At 56.6% G+C, this 17,097-nt stretch carries 13 protein-coding genes; 2 read left to right on the top strand and 11 right to left on the bottom strand.

Annotation, left to right across the window (positions count from 1 at the left end):
- Positions 1–421 precede the first annotated feature (421 nt).
- The 5 genes from FHT73_RS27770 to FHT73_RS27750 form a co-directional block, all read right to left on the bottom strand.
- Positions 422–1,279 carry a Hint domain-containing protein gene (locus tag FHT73_RS27770; protein WP_183716244.1) on the bottom strand — a complete coding sequence of 286 codons (858 nt, stop codon included), beginning with the start codon at positions 1,277–1,279 and terminating at the stop codon, positions 422–424.
- A gap of 528 nt (positions 1,280–1,807) precedes the next feature.
- The gene (locus FHT73_RS27765) at positions 1,808–2,086 is read right to left on the bottom strand and encodes a transposase (RefSeq protein ID WP_183716242.1); all 279 of its coding nucleotides are present in this window, start codon (positions 2,084–2,086) and stop codon (positions 1,808–1,810) included.
- A gap of 7 nt (positions 2,087–2,093) precedes the next feature.
- Positions 2,094–3,539 (bottom strand): HlyD family type I secretion periplasmic adaptor subunit, encoded by a 1,446-nt coding sequence (locus tag FHT73_RS27760; RefSeq protein WP_183716250.1) that lies wholly within the window; start codon positions 3,537–3,539, stop codon positions 2,094–2,096.
- Between the two features lie 13 nt (positions 3,540–3,552).
- The gene (locus FHT73_RS27755; RefSeq protein WP_183716241.1) at positions 3,553–5,268 is read right to left on the bottom strand and encodes a type I secretion system permease/ATPase; all 1,716 of its coding nucleotides are present in this window, start codon (positions 5,266–5,268) and stop codon (positions 3,553–3,555) included.
- A 99-nt stretch (positions 5,269–5,367) separates the two neighbouring features.
- Positions 5,368–5,943, bottom strand: coding sequence for a PE-PGRS family protein (locus tag FHT73_RS27750; RefSeq protein ID WP_112399410.1), 576 nt, complete (start codon positions 5,941–5,943; stop codon positions 5,368–5,370).
- Between the two features lie 603 nt (positions 5,944–6,546).
- Between FHT73_RS27750 and FHT73_RS27745 the strand changes: the two genes are divergently transcribed.
- Together FHT73_RS27745 and FHT73_RS27740 are read left to right on the top strand one after the other, a co-directional pair.
- Entirely contained in the window at positions 6,547–7,635 is a 1,089-nt protein-coding gene (locus tag FHT73_RS27745) for a hypothetical protein (protein WP_112399409.1), read from the top strand.
- A gap of 626 nt (positions 7,636–8,261) precedes the next feature.
- Positions 8,262–8,969 (top strand): response regulator transcription factor, encoded by a 708-nt coding sequence (locus FHT73_RS27740; RefSeq protein WP_183716248.1) that lies wholly within the window; start codon positions 8,262–8,264, stop codon positions 8,967–8,969.
- A gap of 142 nt (positions 8,970–9,111) precedes the next feature.
- Here FHT73_RS27740 and FHT73_RS27735 read toward each other — a convergent pair whose 3' ends face one another.
- The 6 genes from FHT73_RS27735 to FHT73_RS27710 all read right to left on the bottom strand — a co-directional run bounded on the left by FHT73_RS27735 (position 9,112) and on the right by FHT73_RS27710 (position 16,871).
- Positions 9,112–10,095 carry a GDP-L-fucose synthase gene (locus FHT73_RS27735; protein WP_183716239.1) on the bottom strand — a complete coding sequence of 328 codons (984 nt, stop codon included), beginning with the start codon at positions 10,093–10,095 and terminating at the stop codon, positions 9,112–9,114.
- Positions 10,088–11,191 carry a GDP-mannose 4,6-dehydratase gene (gene gmd, locus FHT73_RS27730; RefSeq protein WP_112611270.1) on the bottom strand — a complete coding sequence of 368 codons (1,104 nt, stop codon included), beginning with the start codon at positions 11,189–11,191 and terminating at the stop codon, positions 10,088–10,090. The genes FHT73_RS27735 and gmd overlap by 8 nt, the downstream gene beginning before the upstream one ends.
- A gap of 289 nt (positions 11,192–11,480) precedes the next feature.
- Complete coding sequence (locus tag FHT73_RS27725; protein WP_183716237.1) at positions 11,481–13,691, bottom strand: tyrosine-protein kinase domain-containing protein; 2,211 nt, start codon at positions 13,689–13,691, stop codon at positions 11,481–11,483.
- A complete protein-coding gene (locus FHT73_RS27720) occupies positions 13,688–14,830 on the bottom strand; it encodes a glycosyltransferase family 4 protein (RefSeq protein WP_183716235.1) in 1,143 nt (380 codons plus the stop codon). Before FHT73_RS27720 ends, FHT73_RS27725 begins: the two co-directional genes overlap by 4 nt.
- The gene (locus tag FHT73_RS27715) at positions 14,824–15,924 is read right to left on the bottom strand and encodes a glycosyltransferase family 4 protein (protein WP_183716233.1); all 1,101 of its coding nucleotides are present in this window, start codon (positions 15,922–15,924) and stop codon (positions 14,824–14,826) included. Before FHT73_RS27715 ends, FHT73_RS27720 begins: the two co-directional genes overlap by 7 nt.
- On the bottom strand, positions 15,921–16,871 hold the full coding sequence (locus FHT73_RS27710) for a glycosyltransferase (protein WP_183716231.1): 951 nt from the start codon (positions 16,869–16,871) through the stop codon (positions 15,921–15,923). The genes FHT73_RS27715 and FHT73_RS27710 overlap by 4 nt, the downstream gene beginning before the upstream one ends.
- Positions 16,872–17,097: the final 226 nt, after the last annotated feature.

Raw genomic sequence — 17,097 nt, 5'->3', positions numbered from 1 at the left:
CGGAAATGTCACACTGCCGCAGCCCACCGCCAACTCCGCGCCGATGCCGTCACAACCTGGCGTGAAATCGCATTGTCCAGCGTGCTCTGACGTTCGGCGCACAAGCCCCTCCTTCGGCCAGAATCAGTTAAGGCGACGCTACCCACGACTGCACTCGAGATGCGCTGCATAATGAAGCCATTTTCCCTCAACGCGGGAGCCTTCCACACACGATGCCATTCTAGCACCGGGGGAGCGGGAGCATTCCATCCCATCGATTTCGGACTGCTCTTGTTGTGGCCCCAAGCTGGCACATGTTCACATCCGAAACGGACGGCAAAATTCCGGATTGGACGAAGTTGAAATCCGAGTTGGACGTATGTAAATTCCGACTTGAACCCACCCTGAAGCCCGGAGACTTTGATCGCAGTCGCGCAGCTTATCAGGGCGATAGCTCCTTGGCTCGTGCGTTGATCTTCTCGCAAGCATCCCGGACCGGATCGCGCACTGGCACTAGCGGGGAAACGCCGAGCAGGATAAGCGCTTTAAAATGCATCCAGCCGCCGCCAAGCACCGGCGCATAGGATGTCATCACGGTGCGTTCTTCGCCATAGAGACGCGTGTACTCGGCAAAATTGGCGAAGTTCTCGTGATTGCTATCCTTTAGACAAAAAGTCTCGGCAGCAGCACCCTCGGCAAGGATGACTTCATGCGTATCGAGCATCACGGCATAGTACTCAATCGGCATGCCGTCGGCTGGGATGACAGGTGCGATAGTCGTGCCGTTCACAAGTTCCTTCACGCGGATAAAAACGCCCTCCAGAAACAGCGCATGGCCGGGCGACAGGTACAGATCGGAATGTGGTGTGTGGCCATCCAGCGCGTGACGGGAAACTCGGATCGGGATGACGTCCTTGTGCCAGCGTGCGCCGCTCTTCTTGAAGACTTGGCGTCCGATCCATTTGATCGGGCGGGCGCTTCCGTCCGGAAGGGTCACGCAATCATTGATGCGTAGATCTTCTACGGGCTTTTCACCGCGATCGGTGAGGATCGCCGTACCACGCAGAAAGCAGTTCGCACCGCCGCCATAGCCTCCACCGGGACCACTGCCGTGAGAGTCTCCGTGTCCGTCAGCGTCGCCCCGCCCCCAAAGACGCCCCATCGCACTCGCGGGAGAGGTAGAAATTGCTATCGCTAAGGCTGCTATGCCAGCAAGCCCGGCACTGGCCGCTGCGGCGACACCTAAAAAATGTCTGCGTGCAGCATTACGCGGCTGCGTCGGATTTTTCCCGGAGGACATGGTCGTCTCCTTTTCCAAAAGGAATAGCTGCAAATGATACGACAGGTTGCTTTTTATTCAACTTCACCGAACAGTGCTGGCCCTCCCTCAAAAGGAGTAGGCATACCGCTCTCGAAGACGAAGCCGGCAATACGTCCTCAAATGAGCGCCTGACGTCTCTTCCTTGCCGAGCCGCATGCGCAGTCGGCGCCACAGCGGGCAACCTTCCGCCTTCTCTCCTCCGTGATCCTTGGAGAGATAGAACGACTTGACAGCTTCCAAGAGATCGGAGGCGGCCGCGGTCGACCATCTTTTTGTGGTGTTTTTCAGTGTCGCCTCGATGTAACACGGCAAGATTGTCCTTCGACGCGAATTATTTTTAGAACCGCTATGCGTGAGATTCCTTCAAGAGCTTAGCCAAATGATGATAGAGTCCATTGCCTTTTTGAACCGTATTCCTTTCCCCTTACCTCGGAGACTGCTTGGCCAAAAACACGCTACCCGCTCTGACCCAAAAGGCCGAACGCGGCTGCGCTCGATGATTAGACGTTAGTTTCGCCCATTCGATGTCTTCGCTAGCATCTCACTCAGCGTCGCCGCCGAGAGCATGGCTTCGGCCAGAAGTTTCTTGAGCTTCTGGTTTTCTTCCATCAGTGCTCTCACTCTCTTGGAATCGAGACCGGCATTTCCCAAATGGAGGGATTGCCACCGATAGAAGGTCGGCTCGCTGATGCCGTGCTTGTTGCAAACATCCGCCACCGTCACCCCTGCCTGGTGCTCCTTCAGAATGCCGGTAATCTGGTCGTCGTCGAATTTTCTCTTGCCCATCAACGCTTCAGTCCTCACGAAATGCTCTGTGGAAACTGTCGATAAGTGGTCTGACGGCGTAGAACGCCACGCTGCTTTTGCCCGTTTCGATCAATGTCTGTACGGGCATGCCCGCGACCAGTTCGACATCGCTCATTTTCGCCAACCGCTCGTCCGTCACTCGGATCGTCGCGGCAAAGTACGGCTGGCCGCTCTGCGCGTCTGTGAGACGGTCCGCCGATACATACTCGACCCGGCCTTTCAGCAATGGAACGCGCCGCTGATTGTATGGGAGGAGGTGAACCTGCGCTTCAAGCCCCGCTCGGACGAGATTGATGTCTTCCGGTCTGACGTGGGCTGATACGATGAGCCGATCGCTGCGCGGCACAAGATCGACGAGCGGCTCGCCCGCGCCGATCACTCCGCCGGCGGTGTGGATGCGCAGGTTCATGATTGTTCCATCTTCTGGGGCACGGATCTCGGTCCTTGAAAGCTGGTCGTCGATCGCCCACAAGCGCTCGCGCAATTGCATGATCTGGTTTTCCGTATCGCGCATGCCCTGCGCGACTTCGCTCAGCCGGTCGCTCTCAAGCTTTGCGAGATCGGCCTGTGCCCCGCTGATCACTTGGTAGGCGCGGGAAATCTGCGCCTCCACCTGACCCTGCTGCCCTGCAAGGTCTGCTTTTTCCCGCTGGAGGTTGAGAACGGTATTCTTTCGTTCCAATCCCTTGGCGTTGAGGGCCGTAACCTGATCCAGTTCCTGCTGCGAGATTGCCGCCCTGTCGGTAAGTGCTGCCTTCTGCGCGCCAAGTCCTACGATTTCCTGCCGTACCTGGGCGATCTTCTCATTGGTGATGCCAACCTCCGCCTGCATGACCTGACGACGCGCTTCGAAGATTTTCCGTTGTCCAGTCAGAATCGCGCCGACCGAGGGATCTCTGTCCATTGCCGACCTGAAGTCCTGCGGAAAAGCGATATGGTCGGCGCCCGTCTGCTCGGCAAGCAGGCGGGCGCGACTTCCTTCGGCGTCCCAAAGCCGTCCCTGAATACTGTCGCGCTCCGAGCGGGACTTCGTGTCGTCGAGTTCTATCAAGACTTGTCCGGCCGTGACCGCGTCGCCGTTTTTCGCGAGTATGCGTCGCACGATTCCGCCTTCCAGGTGCTGAATGGTCTTACGGCTGGACTCCGGTTCGATGACGCCCGATGCAACAGCTGCGCTTTTCAGCGGCGCCAGAACCGACCAGATTCCCAATCCGACGATGAAGATGGCGATCAACAGGTTCCCCGTCCATATAACGCCCCTAAGCCCCGGCATGGGCGAAGGGGGGGCAGGCCCGCGCTGTTTCGTCCCGAGCACCGGCGCGTAGGCTGCCAGTTGCTTGGGCGTCGCAATCGACCCTTCGGCAAAGCGCTGGCTCGCTCTCGAGGAATTTGAAAATCTCGCCAGCGTTGCGTCCAGTCGAACAAGGGTCATGTCCGCGTCCCTCCTACGTTCCCGTTCGCGATGGCGGTTGAAGATAGGTTTCATAAATCCGCTCGCTGTCGCCGAAGGCAGCCACCGTCCCGTTGCGCATGATGGCGATCTTGTTGGTAACTGGCAGGATTCCCATGCGGTGAGTTATGATAACAATGGTCATGCCCCTGGACTTCATGCGTTCGATTGCCTTGTGCAGCATGCGCTCACCGTCATAGTCCAGGCTGGAGTTCGGATCATCGAGAACGATGAGGGACGGATTTCCATAGGCGGCCCGTGCCAACCCTAGCTGTTGGCGTTGAGCGCGAAGGAGCAGGCTTCCACCTTCGCCGATATCGGTCTCGTAGCCCCTTGGCAGCCGCATGATCGCCTCGTGCAATCCAACCAGCTTCGCGGCATCGATCGCTTTGGTGGGATCTCCTCCATCCAGCCGGCCGATCACGTCCTTGATTGCTCCGCCGAAGAGCTCGACATCCTGCGGCAGATATCCGACATGGTGGGTCCCTCCGCAAAGGTGCAGAGCCGAAATATCTACCCCACCAAGAAGAGCGCACCCGCTTGTTGCTTGTACAACGCCCGCTATGACGCGACCTAGCGTCGATTTTCCCGATCCCGAGGGGCCGATGAGGGCGATGCAATCGCCAGGCGCCAGGCGCAGCGTGATACCGCTTAGTATCTGCCTGTTGGCGAATGGTTGAATATAGCCGACGTTATCGAGAACAAGGCCATTGGGTTCTGGTTGCGGCACCGTTCGGACATCGTGTTCCGATGCAATGACGATCAGCATTCCGTTCAGGCGATTGAACGCATTGCGCGCAAACGTAAAGGAGCGCCATGCACCTATTGCGCCCTCGATGGGTGCGAGCCCGCGCCCGAGCAGCAAGCTCGCGACGAAGATGATCCCTGGACTGCTGTTGCTCGCAAGCACCAGCCATGTGGCAGATCCCATCATTAGGATCTGCGCGAGGGTGCGGATCGATTTCGAGAAACCGAGAACGATCTCCGTCCGATGCATCGCGATGTCCTGCGCCCTTCTCGCCCTTTCCGCATCGCGATAGACGAGCAGCGCTGCACCATACTGCATGCCCATTGCCCGAATTACCTCGATGTTTCTTAGGGCGCTCGCAAATCGCAGATAGCCCCTCGAAAGGGCAAGATTGGCACGGGCAAGCGGCTCCTGCGTCGCCAGTTCCGTCAGAAAGGCAAACAGCAGAAGTGCAAGTGCGCTCAGAAGGCCGATGGTTCCAAGCAGCGGATGAACCAGGAAGAGCAGGAGCAGGAATAGCGGCGCCCAGGGAACGTCAAAAAACAGGGAACTTGCCGGTGAATCGAGGAACTGCCGTAAGGTAGCCAGGTCCCTGTAGCACTCCGTGGCGGCTCCGGTATCGGCGCGAGCAGCATATTCGAATGATGCGGTGAGCACCATGGGTCGTAGTCTGTGATCCAGCCAACTGCCGATGCGCGAAAGAGCTGCCCGGCGCACGATGTCCAGCGTGGACCCGACTACGACGGCGATGGCGATAATGATCGTCAGCATCAGTAGCGTGTCAGTGCTTCTGCTCGACAGGACCCTGTCGTAGATCTGCAGGAGATAAACGGAAGGGGCTAGAAGAAAGAGATTGTAGCCGCAGCTATAGAGGAAAACCAACCCGAAGGCACCGGCACAGGCCCGAAGCGCAACGACGAGCTGTGTCTGTGGGCGCGATGGCTTTACAGAAAGCGTTGCCATTATCCGATCTCGCTCCACTGACGCTGAAAAGACGAGGCTGCCGACTATGCAACCTATGAGGGTCGCTAGCCGAAGCCGGCGACCCTCAGGGCCTATGATTCATGAACCAAGATGGCTGAGATCGATATGGCCGAAGTCGTTCGTGAAATGATCGAGAGCATTGTTCACGGTCGTCGTTGAGGGATCCGTGTGAACTAGCGCTGCCGAGATGTCGCCGCCGCGGGCCATGTTGCCGTTACCGCCGTTGCCGCCGACTCCAGCGAGAATGGTGGCATGCTGATCAGCCATAAGCTGAGTATATTGCGTCGCCGTCGTAGCCGCGCTTACCGCCGCCGTATCGCCACCGCTCACGCTTCCCTGGCTCCCGTTGGAGTGAGAATCTCCCCCGGCACCGCCGGCGCCGCTATTCGTGACTGCCGCCAGGAAGCCATTCTGGGCCTGAGTAAAGCCACCAGGTCCGCCGCTGCCGGCAGTCCAATCTGCCATCTGTCCGACATGGTCGCCGTTGTGCAGATCGGTAGATGCTCCTTCGACCGATTGCACGTTGGCTACGTACGCAACGGGGTTGTAGTCAATATTGCCATGGCTGATGCCATCGCCGCCGTTGCCGGCGCTTGCGTCGCCTGCAGTCGGGTCACTGAAGTGAATCGTGTCAGATATTTGTGGAATGGGCATAGGTGTCCCTCCTTCAATTTCGTTTCGTTCGTGTTCGTTCTACGGCGTGGATATCCAGCATCTCGCCGCCAGTAAGTACAACCACAGGTAAATATTACTCGCGATTTAACCCGCGAGCTATCTAGATATTCGGTGACGTTCTTTTGGGCGTATGCTTGGAGGCGTCGGATTGTTATTTCGACTTGAGATCTGGTGATTTGGCGCCCGATGGCGTCGTCGAGACTATGTGTGTGCCTGGTCGAAGCGATGCCGCTCTTCCAAGCAACGGCTCCCTAAGCGAATCGGCTAGATTCCGGGCTTCTGATCAGACTCCGCTGGCAGAGGAGATCCTGTTCGGGGGCAAAAGAACCAGCGTGTTGCGCTACCGGAAAGGGGTTTGGCGAAGCCGGACTTCTATTTCAGAGCCAGATTTGGTGCCCTCAAACTCGCTCGGCCGGGCACTGCGTCCATGACAGCCAAATGGCTACGGTAGTAGCCGAGAGGATGTAGACGAATTGCAGGCTCTGTTTTTCCTGCATTCAGATGCACAATGCCTGAACAATTCAAGTTGCATAGGCTGCACGCTGGGTGAGGCGTGCGGTTGAGCGTGGAATGGAGACGGCAATGCCGGAAATTCGTCCCTTGTTGGAAGACTTGTCCAAAACAGGCACCGATCAGAACCTCACCTCCAATTCGGCTGCGGGGCATCTGGCTCTGGTACCGACCTGGCTTCCATTGGATGTCGCTTCGGGTCCGAACTATAATTCAGCCGGTAGCGGCGGCGACGGGATAAGCGAAGGCGTGATCGACAGCAACGCACTGGCTGCCTTCATGCCGTCCAATGCTGCTATTGCGGGACCTCATTCGAGTGCCGACGCCTTCCAGGGCAACGATGCGCTGGTCAATCAGCACCCCATAGAAATGGCAGGGATCGGCGGGAATGGCGGAAGCGGCAATGTTGCCATCGGCGGCGGAGGTGACGTCTATCATGCCGGCACCGGTGGCAACGGTCTATTTTTCGGGGGGCTCGTGAGCTCGGATGCTGCGGTGTTTGCCCCCGTGAACGCGGCTGTGGCGGTTGGCCCTGGCGCTGAGGCTCACGCCGATCAATCGAACAACGCCATGTTCCTGCAGGGGGCAACCCAGATGGGCGGCATCGGCGGCTCCGGTGGAGACCATAATGCCGCGATCCATGACTCGGCGGTGAGCCCGGGAACTACAGTTACATTTACCGGTGACAATTATGCGGGGCACGGCGGCAACGGAGTTTTCGTCGGTAGCATGGTCGACGTGAATGTGGCCATCTTCTCCCCGATCAACATCGCAGTGGGTGCCGCTGGCGGCTCGGCCGAGGCCCATCAGACAAACAATGCCGTTTTCGATCAGGGTACGATGCAGATCGCCGGCATCGGCGGCAACGGCGGTGGCTTCAATATGTCGTCGGGGACGATTTTTACCGGCAACCATGAAGCTGGCGGCGGTGGGGTTGGATCGTCAACCGGCAGCATGGTAGACGTCAATCTCGCCTATTTCCATCCCATCAATATCGCAGTTCCTGCCGGTGGGACGGCGGACGCCCAGCAGATCGATCATGTTCTCTACGATCAGCATGCGCTTCAATTGGCCGGCCTCGGGGGCCACGGCGGAGGCGGCAACCTTACGGACGCCCATTCGGCCCTCGTGGACGACATTCTGGGCTTCATGCATAGCTGACAGATGGTCTTCCTGCCGGTATTGCGAAAGCTCAACTTCGTGAAGCCGTCTTCCGCGCCATAAAAGCCATATGCTGGATTGCTTCATCCGTTTGGCCTTTGCCTTTCGGAGAGACATGGCGCGGAATGCCCGGTCACTACGGTACCGAATATTCCACGGTGACCCTATCCACATTGTCTTAGATTTCGACCGCTGCGTTTGGCTGGTATCCGTCGGTGCCTGTTCAGTGCCGCAGCTGCTTTAAGTTGAGAGCCTGGATTTAAAAAAACTGTTTACTGGCATAATTCTAGCAGCCAATTTTATTGGGTGCATTTGTATCAGATCATATTTTTTCAGCATGTTTGAAATCTTTGTTGACATGATTTCTACGCGTGAATTCTGTGAAATATGTTGAGATCGCATCTTCTCATCAATAAGAGTTCGATGTGTTCCGCATGCAATGATTGTCTCTTGCTTTGCTCTTTCAGTCATAAGAGCTATCGTAATAGATAAGACTATTGATATCGATAGTACCTCTTTTTTGTGTCATGACATGAAACGAGAACGGGAATAATCTGGATCACTGTTGGGCTGCAACTATTCTGGGGAGCAGGCAGGTGTCCAACAGTGCAAAATCCAAGCGTCAAATGCGGCGCAATTTACCAACTATTGTCGTTATTCAGCATTCCACATTGGCACGTACGACTGTGGTGAAGCTTCTTGAGCTTGAATTTGCCGGGTGGAATTTTATCGACATGACCTCGACAGAGAGTCTCGATAGGGCTCTCGGGGCCGAGGTGCGTTTGATTGCACTCGATCTGGCCGGCAGAGGTGTCGAGAGTGCAAGTCTACACAACGATCTCGCGGAAATTGTGGCGCGTTTTCCCGAGGCTCCTATCACGTTGCTCTTAGGTACAGATGATGTCGGCATAGTTCGTCAGGCGCTCAAGATGGGCATCCGGGGCTTCTTTTCGACATCACTTCCCATTGATATCGCCCTTGCCGGCCTTCGTCTCGTTCTGGCGGGAGGAACATTCTGCCCGCAGCTGCTGGGCGTTGTTGCAGATGGATCAGACGAACATGCTCCAGCCAGAAACGAGGCGGAGAAAAGCTTGGATGAAAGGACGCAATATTGGCCGATAGCCGATTTCACTCCTCGGGAGGCGGAGGTTCTCGCGGAGTTGCAATGTGGCTGCTCAAACAAGGTTATCGCAGGAAAGCTTAACTTGTCGGGGCATACGGTGAAGATGCATCTGCAGCACATAATGCGCAAGTTGCGGGTCCAGAACCGGACTGAGGTGGTCGCTCGCCTGGTTCGAAGAGCCGAGGACGGGCACGGCGCCTCCCCGAATTAGGTGATTTCGCAAGTGACCACATGGTCGATGCCGAGCTGCGACGGACCAGGATGATATGTCTGTCAACAGCACCGTCTTGGACGAGCATGGTGGCGAGGACGCCCCTGCGGAAGAATCACTGAACGGATCCCCAGGAAGCACTTCAAGCGCTGCCGTCTAGCGGCACTGCGTTACTGCGTTCAAAATTACGCCCGTTCAGGAAAGAGCGATAAGCGTCTGCGATGCCCTCTTTTAGCCCTATCTTAGGCGACCAGCCGAGTGTGCGGAGTTTGTCGGCGCTCATGAGTTTGCGTATCGTGCCATCCGGTTTGGTCAGATCGTGAGTAATTTTACCTTCGAAACCCACAACCATGGAGACGAGATGCGCCAAGTCGAGGACGGTGATATCTTCGCCGGAGCCGACATTCACATGACTTTCGGCCGAATAGGTCTTCATGAGATGGACGCACGCGTCGGCGCAATCGTCGACATGCAGGAATTCGCGTCGTGGATTTCCAGTGCCCCAGATGCATATTTCTTGCTGCTGATGAATCTTGGCTTCATGCGTTTTGCGTATTAGTGCCGGCATGACATGACTCGACTCGAGGTCAAAATTGTCACCCGGACCATAGAGATTGGTCGGCATGGCCGAGATGAAATCTTTGCCGTGCTGTTTGCGATAAGCTTGGCAGAGCTTCAATCCGGCAATTTTGGCGATCGCATACCATTCGTTCGTTGGTTCAAGGGGTCCGGTCAGAAGCGCCTCCTCAGCGATCGGCTGATCGGCGAATTTTGGATAGATGCAGGACGAGCCCAAATACATCAGCTTTTCGACGTGAGTTTTATAAGCTGCATGGATGACGTTCGCTTGGATGATCATGTTATCGTATAGAAAATCAGCCGGATAGGTAGCGTTCGCGAGAATACCGCCGACCCTCGCTGCGGCCAGGAAGACAACGTCGGGGCGGTGTTTGCACATCCAGGCTTCGACCTGTTCCTGCCGTCTCAGATCGACCTCGGCGCGCGTGGCCGTCAAAATCTCGCAGTCCTCAGAAGCGAGACGTCGCACGATCGCAGAGCCCACCATGCCGCGGTGGCCCGCGACATAGACCTTTTTTCCAGCAAGGCTGTAGATCACCTCAGGCATAAGCCAAGCCTTTGTTCACACCTATCGACGGAACATTTCGCGCCATTACTTTCAGGTCCTCGCGAACCATTTCCGCAACCAGCTGATCGAGACTGGTCTCATGTTTCCAGCCAAGCTTTTTATACGCTTTCGTTGGATCGCCAATCAGAAGATCAACTTCCGTCGGGCGGAAGTAAGCTGGATCGACCTCCACCACACAATGACCCGATGTCTTGTCGTATCCCTTTTCCTCAGCACCCTCGCCACGCCAAGCAATCGGCATGCCCAGTTTGGCAAAGGCCTTCTCGACAAAGGAGCGAACAGAGTGGGTTTCGCCGGTCGCCAGGACGTAGTCTTCCGGTTCATCCTGTTGCAACATCAGCCACATGCCGCGGACATATTCTCGCGCATGCCCCCAGTCACGCTTGGCATTCAAGTTGCCAAGATAGAGTCGTTCCTGGAGGCCAAGATGGATAGCCGCGGCCGCCCGAGTAATTTTGCGCGTCACGAATGTCTCGCCGCGGATGGGGCTTTCGTGATTGAACAAAATGCCATTCGAGGCATGCATGCCATAGGCCTCGCGATAATTGACCACGATCCAATAGGCATAAAGTTTGGCAGCCGCGTAGGGTGAGCGAGGATAGAACGGTGTCGTCTCGCTCTGGGGAACTTCCTGAACTTTGCCGTAAAGTTCGGAGGTGGACGCCTGATAGAAGCGGGTCTTCTTGGTCAGGCCTAAGAGGCGAACCGCTTCAAGCAGCCGGAGGGTGCCTGTTCCATCCGCATTGGATGTATATTCCGGCGTCTCGAAAGAGACTTGGACATGGCTTTGTGCCGCAAGATTGTAGATCTCGTCAGGCTGGGTTTCCTGAACGATCCGGATCAGATTCGTTGAATCCGTCATGTCTCCGAAATGCAGGATAAAGCGAGGATTCTCGACGTGGGGATCCTCGTAGAGATGCTCGATACGAGTGGTGTTGAAGGAGGATGAGCGCCGCTTGATGCCGTGAACGATATAGCCCTTCTCCAGGAGCATTTCGGCCAAATACGCTCCGTCCTGACCTGTTACTCCGGAAATCAGGGCGACTCTGCCGTTATTTCTCACCGCGTCATCCATAATTTTCCTCCCAAATGGAACCCGTCGGCATGACGGCTTCGAGAAGCTGACATCAAACGGAATAGGCGAGCTTCGCCTGTCAACCGAGTCCATCGTCCGGCTTGTCGCCCGACCGCCAGAAACCGGATGGGATTGCGGGCTGTTAAGGCAGGTTTGCGACGAAACCGTTCGGACGGATTGGCTCCATCCTTGCTTGTAAAGCCGGCACTTAAGATTTCTGGTCTACTCATTTTCACCTCCCAGATAAAATTATTGGTCTCGAAAGATAAATTTTCCAACATATTCAAAACTATGTTTTGAGAACATAGTATTTCATCAATGATTTTGAAAATAGTTCTGAGTCTGTAAAGTTGTATTGCGCATGCTTCTTCGGGTTAACGTTATTGATGGCAATCGGAATTTCGGAATTTCGTGAGTTTTTCAGATGCTGCAAGCTGAGTTCGACAGCGCGGCGGCTCGTTTTGCCCCATTTCACTATGACTAACGTTTGTTCTGCAAACGCTGCCAGGTGTCTCGTATCAGTCGAGGCAAGTACGGGAGCGCTGTCGAAGATAACGATTTGGCCGCGCGCGCGGGCCATCTCGATGATGTCAGCCACCGCAGCCAAACCGGCGCGGCGACGCAAACTGAGAGCGCCGGCTGGGATGAAGTCGATGCCACTTGGGTGGTGGTGGATAACCTCCTGGATTCCAGCCTGTCCGCGCAGGAATTCATTCAATCCATGCTTTAGCCCCGATTTGAAAATCGAGTCGAGGTTTCCGCGTTGGAGATCGCCATCGACAAGCAGCACTGAGCTTCCGCTGGCGGCGAGTTCGATTGCCAGCGATCTGGCGACCAGAGACTTACCTTCTCCGCTGTGAGCCGACGTTACAAGAATACTGCTCGGTAACTTTCCACCATTGGATTGTTTGAGCGAAATTACGATGGTGCGCATCGCTTCCTCAAACATCCCGCCTTGAACATGTCCTAAGAGTATGGATTGATTTTTCCGGTCTGTCCTTCTCAGGCGTGGTATGAACCCGGCGGGCAAGATACGCGCCATTCCGGTCAACTGGTCGAAGCTGCGGACAGTCTTATCCAACATCTCCACCACGAAAGCGGCCGTCACCGCGATCGAAATCGAACCTAGCAGGGCACCGATCAGATAGAAAAGCCGTCCGCGTCCCTGTGGCGCGAGCGGCACCGCAGCCGGTGACAGAACCTCTACTTCCGCTCCCGGCAGCATGGCTTGTCCCGCCAAGGTCCGGCGCTGCGCCTCGAGCTCATCTAACGCCGTTTGCTCCCTTTCGGCACTGCGCTGTAACCGCGCCAACTCAGTTTGTGCCAGGGCAGAGCGAGAACGTTGCTCGTAAGCGGCCGCTAACGCGGATCGGACTGCGCCTCCTTCACGATCAAGTGCCGTAAGTTTGGCGCGCATTGACTGGAGATATCGATCGACCGCAAGACCGAGATCCGTGCGGGACTTAAGTATCTTTGCACGCAAGTCGACCACTGCTTCGGCGTTATTGCCGTATGTCTCAAGAAGATGATCGAGATCTTGCTGTTGCGCGCGAAGGTCGCGTACCATCGCGCCAATGCTGTCGGGGATGGATATATTCTGCAGAGCAAGCGAGGCGTCGTCGGCCGCTTCGAGAGTGGAAATCGTTGCGGTTAGCTCGGCGCGGCTTTGTTCGATTTTTATCTGCCGGTCGCTCAGCTCCATCAACGACTTGATCTGGTCACCCTGCGTGTCGTCGTTTGAGGTCGCGCTCATCGTTTTCTGGTAACTGTCGGCAGCATCACGGGCTGCCTTTGCCCGAACCTGCTGTTCGGCGATTCGCTGTTGAATCCATCCCTCCGCTGCGTCCAGACGGCCACGGATACTCACCTTCCGTTCTTCGAGGTAGATGCTGAGAAGCCGGTTCGGAACCGCGGCTGCCAGTTCGGGATCACTTGAATCGAACCCGATCTCGATAACGCCGCCTTGGCCGTCGCGCCATACCCGGAGCGCTCTGTAGTACGCCGGAATTACGGGCTCCAGGTTGTTTCGTATCGGCAAAGACGTTCCTTCATTGTCGAACAGATCGCGTAGTGTTTCTCTGGCCTTGCCGACAAGTGAGGTTTTCCGCAGTGTCGGATTGAATTCAGGCCGCTCCTCGAGCCGCAGGTCGCGGATAACTCTTTCTGCTGCACTTCTGGAAAGAAGCCGTTCGGTCTCAGATGTAAGGTCCAGCGGATCGTTACGGACGGGATCCTCCGCGCCGAGCGTTGTCGCCAGAGGCCTGTGAATTATCAGGCGGGATTCGGCATGATAGCTCGGTTTCAGTCCCCAAATCACCGGGATGGCAGGTGCCAATAGCAGTGTGGTGAGAGCCACGATCACGGGGGTCCTTCGGCGGATGAGGCGCAAGCATGACGTCAGGTCAAAATCGTCCGATTTGGCCCCTGCCTGGAACTGTGGCTCATAGCGCATCGACGGGAACGAGCCGCTGCGGGCCGGAGGAGGAGTTGAGATTGTCATGGTGCTCCAACCCTTTTTTTGCGTGGCGCGGAGACAGCTTCGTAGAGATTTTCCAGCGATCGCATGTATGCGTCCATACTGAAGTGCTTGAGATAGTGGGCACGGCCTTTGGAGGAGAGGTTGCTCCTGATGTCAGGATCACTGACCAGTTTTGCCAATGCTACAGCCAAAGCATCCTTGTCTCCGACAGGCACGAAGATGCCAGTTTCGCCATCGGAAATAGCTTCGTCATGGGCCCCAACACGGGTAGTGACGACGGCGAGGCCGTGGGCAAGACCCTCAATCACCGCCATCGCCATGCCCTCGGCATGCGAGGGCAAGACCAGAATATCTGCCCGTGCGCACAAGGCCCGCGCCGCGTTGGCGTCAAGCCAGCCTGGCATTTCCACCAAATCTGAAAGCGCCATGTCTGCGGCCTGGCGTCTGTAGTCTTCTACAGGACCGTCGCCAGCCAGCACGGCTCGCCACCGGAGCTCTTTCATGATCGGGTCGCTTAGCGCAAGCAGAAGCTCCTTAACACCCTTACGCTCGCTCAATCGACCGAGGAATACGATCAACGGCGTCTCGCCGACCCGAACATTGCGCATTCCGGGATCGGGAACGCAATTATGTGCGACGACTATACGGCACTCGTCTACGCCCAGCAGTGTCGTTAGTGTCATATGATCACGCTGGCCGAGCACCACGACGTAATCAGCATTTTGAAACATCCGGCGGATGAGCAATTGTTGCCGAGGCGAGCGGGCAGCAAAGTCGCTCGCATAATCGTAGTCGTGCAGGTGCAAGACATGAAAGCACCGAAGAAAACGGGCGGCCTGCGTTAAGATCAGTTTTCGCGAAGTGCTGCCGCGACCCGCGACATGGATATGGTGAATGCGTGCCGGAGCAACGATCCTATCTTTCACCATCATCAAGACGGCACCCAATAGGTGCAGCGGCGACGTTGCCACGGACCATCGAGCTCCTCTGGTATCGGTAACCAGATGTTTTCCGCCTAACTCCCTTGCCGCACCGGATATATAGCCAACCAGCCTGCCGATACCGCCGCCGTTCTCGCAGCCACCCGGCACATAGTGGCGTACGGTTGCCGCATTCCGTGGTGCTGTCTGATTTCCGCTCGTGAACGCCTTCATCAACATGCCCCGACCACCTCCCGATAAACGGCGGCGGCCTTAGCTCCGACCTGTTTAGGCGAATTCGGTCCGGTCGCCCATTCGAGTGCGTTGGTCCCGAAGCGGCTTCTGAGCTCGCCGTTTTCTGCCAGTACCCTGATGGCTCTCGCAAGCTGTTCGGCATCCCGTGGGGGAACCACCAATCCCAACCTATTGGGCTGAACAGTGGCCCGCAATTCGCCGACGTCTGTGACGATAACGGGTTTGCCGAACGTCGCTGCGATGTTGAGGACACCACTTTGGGAGGCTTCCGTGTAGGGGAGAACAACGATATCGGCGTCCAGGAAAAGCTGGGCAACCTCCGCATCTTCAATAAAGCGGTTGTGAATATCATAGCGGATAGCTTCCCCCATGAGTGACTGGAAGGCCCACGCATCGTCGCCACGGCCCGCCACGGTGATGCGTAGATTGGGGAGCGAGTCCTTGAGCATCGCCTCGGCACGGATCAAATGCTCCAAGCCCTTGTAAGCAAAAATCCGGCCAAAGAGCAGGACGCGCACAGTTCCGTCTGCGCGGCGTCGCGCCAATTTCTGCTGCCGAGCGAGGTCGGCATAACGAGGAATGGCCGGATGGGACAGAACATGGACGCAATTGGCGGTTTTTTTGTATCGGTCGAGGATCATCTGCCTCAGCCCCTCGCCATGTACGACGACATGTTTTGATTGCCTCACCATACATCCGGATGCCCAGGCAGGTAGCGTCCGGGTATCGGAATCGCCAGGATGCACATCCACGTCATGCACGGTCGTGACAAGCGGGATGGGTCGCCAGAACGGAGCAGCGAAGTTCAACCAAAGGGTAGAATTGCTTAAGAGGTGGATGAGGTCGGGCCGTTCGCGCCGGATGAGACGTGTGAGCTGGTGAAGGAACCATGGATTAGAGAGCGAGCGGTGCCTTGGCCAGTCCATAAGGTGCAGATCGACAGCCGGATCAAGCCAGGAGGCAAGGCGCGCATAGCGCCTGCGCGGAACCGCCAGGACGACTTGCGCATGTCCCGCAACGCCGTTGGCGAAGGAGATGGTGTAGTCTTCCAGTTCGGAAACCAGCAACAGCGCTTTCATTTCGCGGGCTCCGATACGCCGGCGTCTCGATCGAGCCGAGGGAGGTTGTAAGCTGTGCGCAACGCATCGCGCACCCGCCTAAGCAAATTTGGTTCTCCTGCAAAGAAAAGTCCTTCGACTGCAATTTTGAACCGAGTGCGCCAATCAACGCCGCCCAGCTTCGCTGACGCGATCCGGTAAGGATAATGATCAGCCAGATGAAGCCTCTCTGCTAACCCCCGGCTTGCAAGAAAGATGTTTGTCGCCTCAACGACCGCAAGCCAGTGAGCCATTCGCTTTCGCAGCATGGCGGCATCATCGATCGGCCGATACCATGTATTGTTGTGAATACGGTAGAATCCAAGAGGACTGGGCAAAGCAGCAACGTCCCCTAGGAACGGATAGATGCCCACAAGCCAAGCGTCGGCAGATATGCGGAACTGTTTGGGAATATCCCCTGCAGCATCCCATGCGCTGCGTCGCACAGCGATTGCAGACGTCATCGGGAAGGGCCACCAGCCAGCCGACTGAGTGAGCCGTGGCGACAAATCTCCCGAACACAAGGTTCGAGGGATTGGCTTGAGGACCGGCGAGCCATCGGTGAGCGCTGGCTGAAGTCGGTGATAGACGAGTGATGCCTGAGGATTCGCGTGGAAAGCCGCCGACGTCGCGGACAGCTTGTCCGGCGCCCACCAGTCGTCTGCATCCAAAAAACTGAGGATGTCGCCACTGCTTAGTTGTACCGCGGCATTGATCGCGGCGGCCTGCCCCTGATTTTCCTGAAAGAGCACTTTAATGCGGTCGCCGTAGGCGGCCAGAATGGCGCACGATTCGTCGCTTGACCCGTCGTCTACGACGATTATCTCGATGTCCGACGCTTGTTGTGCCAAGACGCTGTCAATCGCACGGCCAACGAAGCGAGCGTAATTATAATTATTGATAAGCACGCTGATGGCCGGTCGCTTCATGACACCTCTCATGCGGGTCGCTGCGCAACGCGTTGGTGCGGCAGAGTTGCGAACGTTCGCGCGTTTAGCAGCGCGAGATATTGCGGAGAGAATAGATGCGGCCCGGCGTCATTCCCTGCAACCACGCCTTCGGCCGGAGCTGGCGAGGTCAGCGCCGCCAATGCTGCAACGAGTGACGTTCTTGTCGTATAACGTAAAGAACGAGGACCAGCACCGTCACGCAAAA

Origin of the sequence: Rhizobium sp. BK098 (genome assembly GCF_014193155.1) — a bacterium.
In the GTDB taxonomy this organism is placed as follows: domain Bacteria; phylum Pseudomonadota; class Alphaproteobacteria; order Rhizobiales; family Rhizobiaceae; genus Rhizobium.
Note: the sequence above shows the minus strand (reverse complement) of the source record. Positions and strands in the feature narration are given on the sequence as shown.